This window comes from Flavonifractor sp. An112 (assembly GCF_904377885.1).
Taxonomy (GTDB): Bacteria; Bacillota; Clostridia; order Oscillospirales; family Oscillospiraceae; genus Flavonifractor; species Flavonifractor avicola.
On the sequence record NZ_CAJFGT010000117.1, the window covers coordinates 1 to 2806 of the forward strand.

At 60.3% G+C, this 2806-nt stretch carries 2 protein-coding genes and 1 pseudogene; all 3 read right to left on the reverse strand.

Going from position 1 to position 2806, the window contains the following annotated elements:
• A partial coding sequence (gene feoB / locus IHN22_RS12445) for a ferrous iron transport protein B (protein WP_191435678.1) occupies positions 1-1617 on the reverse strand: 1617 nt, incomplete at its 3' end.
• 202 nt (positions 1618-1819) lie between these two features.
• On the reverse strand, positions 1820-2290 hold the full coding sequence (locus IHN22_RS12450; protein WP_087188552.1) for a CD1247 N-terminal domain-containing protein: 471 nt from the start codon (positions 2288-2290) through the stop codon (positions 1820-1822).
• Positions 2291-2543: 253 nt separating this feature from the next.
• Positions 2544-2806 (reverse strand): annotated as a pseudogene (locus IHN22_RS12455) (elongation factor P); the annotation flags it as partial.

Below are 2806 nucleotides of genomic sequence, written 5' to 3' on the forward strand. Positions count from 1 at the left end.
CATCAGCATAGGGATAAAGGCTTTGCCGCTGAGGCCGAAGCGCCGCAGCAGCCGGTCCATGATGAAGGCGGCCCGGGCCATATAGCCCGAGTCCTCCAGGAAGGACAGGAAGAGGAATAGAATGGCGATCTGGGGCAGGAACGTCAACACGCCGCCCACACCGGCAATGACGCCGTCCACCAGCAGGGCCTCCACCCAGGGAGCAGTACCGGCGGCAGCCAGCACACCCCGCACCCAGTCGGCAAAGTAGCCGCCAATGAGGGTATCCACCCCATCAGCCAGCATCTGGCCGGGGCCGAAGGTGAGGGCGAACATAGCCAGCATCATCAGCAGGAACACAGGGATGGCGAACACCTTGTGGGTGACGATGGCGTCGATCCGATCGGACAGGGTGGGCGTACCCAGGGGACGGCCCCGGTGCACACAGCTGTCCACCACCTTCTGGATAAACTGATACCGGGCATCGGCGATAAGGGTCTCCCGGTCGCCCAGCTCATAGGCGCTCTCGTATTCCTGACAAACCCGCTCCAGGGCAGCCTTCTCCACCCCGTTCAGGCCCAGGGCCTTCTCCACCAGATCGTCCCCCTCAATGAGCTTAATGGAGGCCCAGTGGGCGGGAATGTGGGCGGCATAGGCCTTGTCGTGGATGAGCTCGCCCATCTTATGGTGGATCTGGTGGGTGAAGTCGTCATACAGGTCGTCCGGCTCTACGGTGACCCCAACGTGCATCTGGTGGTGGGCCACCTCCAGCAGCTTCTGGATGTTTTTGCCCGACCGGGCGGTGATGGGGATCACCGGTACGCCCAGTTCCTCGGACAGCCGGTCCACATCGATCTTGTCCCCGTGCTTCTCCACCTCGTCCATAAAGTTGAGAGCAATGACCATAGGCCGCTCCAGCTCCAGCAGCTGGGCGGTCAGATACAGGTTGCGCTCAATGTTGGTGGCGTCAATGATGTCGATGATGGCGTCGGGCCGCTCTCCGACGATAAAATCCCGGGCCACGATCTCCTCCATGGAGTAGGGGGACAGGGAATAAATGCCGGGCAGATCCACCACGGTGACGGATTTCCCATCTACCTCCGCCCTGCCCTCCTTCTTCTCCACCGTCACGCCGGGCCAGTTGCCCACATACTGGTTGGAGCCGGTAAGGGCATTAAAGAGGGTGGTCTTGCCGCAGTTGGGGTTGCCCACCAGGGCCAGTTTCATCTCCCGGGTATCATGGCTGGCATAGTCCGGCACGCCGCCGTGGGCCGCAGCCTCATGGGCGTGGTCGGCATCCATCCGCCGGATGGTCTCCTCGTCGGGCAAGTGCTGCACCATACCCATGCGCTTTTTTCTGGCCTGGGCCTTCCGCTCTCCCTCCTCGCCGGTGGCGATGAGGATTTGTGCTGCGTCTGACTTCCGCAGGGACAGCTCGTAGCCCCGCAGGTTGAGCTCCACCGGGTCGCCGAAGGGGGCCACCTTGCGCACCATGACCTGGGTACCGGGGGTCAGGCCCATGTCAACCAGGCGGCGCTTCACCGGCCCCCGGTCATTGCCTACCTGGAGAATGATGCCCTTTTCCCCGGGCTGGACTTCCTCCAGAGTCTTATGTGTCTGTGTCTCTTGTAGTTTCATCTTATCCCATCCGCAGTTCTCAGAGTTAATCTAATCTAATTCCGTGCCCATTATACTACGCTGGCAGCGGCAGACGCAAGAGACTTCCCCCGCCATTTTCACCAAAATCCCACTGGTTTTGTGGCCATAAGAGAAAACATCGAACAAAGTCAAAAAAGGAGCGCCGCGGAATCTCCGCAGCGCTCCCGATATACCTTGGAACTTAGTCCTCGTGGTCGTGGTCCTCACAGCCGCAGCCACAGCCGCAGTCGTCCTCGTCCTCATCGCCGCAGCAGCAGTCGTCAGACAGGTCCAGAGCGAACTTCTGCTTGCAGCTGGGGCACTGGATTACGCCCTCGTCCAGAACGGACTCGTCGATCACCAGAGTCTCGCCGCAGTTGGGGCACTCGGTCTCGAAGAAGTCGTCGTCATCGCAGCAGCAATCGTCGTCGTCATCCTCGTCGTCCTCGTCCTCATAGACGGCCTTCTCCACGTCGGCCAGATCGTCGGAGATGGCGTCAATCTCCTCGCCCAGAGCCACGGTGTTCTCCTCCAGATCCTCAATGGACATCCCGATCTCCTCCAGGATGCCGATGATCACGTTGAGGAGCTTGCCCTCCTTGGACTTCTCGGTGTCGATATTCAGGCCCTCAGCCAGGCCCTTCAGGTACGCGACCTTCTCAGAAATCGTCATAATGCGTCTCCTTTTCTTCATCAGTCAGCCACGAAGGGCCAATAGAATAGGAATCTGTTTTCGGGTGGATTCACTTCACCCGAAAACACCTCGACCCGCGCCACGGGGCGCGAAACCGGGGGGTATCAAATGGGCTGTGCCGCCATACGGCGCGGCCCATTTGTATCTAGGGGGTCGGAAGCGCCGGGGGCGCATCCGATAAAAATCCACGCGAAGCCACATTTAGCTTCTTTGGATACCCCCTGGACATTTTTTACCCCTTGCAGCGCTCCAGGTACTCGCCGGTACGGGTGTCGATCTTGATCTTGTCGCCGGGATTGATGAACAGGGGCACCTTGATCTCGGCGCCGGTCTCCAGGGTGGCGGGCTTGGTCACGTTGGTGGCGGTGTCGCCCTTGAAGCCGGGATCGGTCTCGCTGACCTCCAGCTCCACGAAGGTGGGGGGCTCCACGGCGAAGATCTTGCCCTTGTAGGAGTTGATCTTGCACACCATGTTCTCCTTCACGAAGCGGAAGT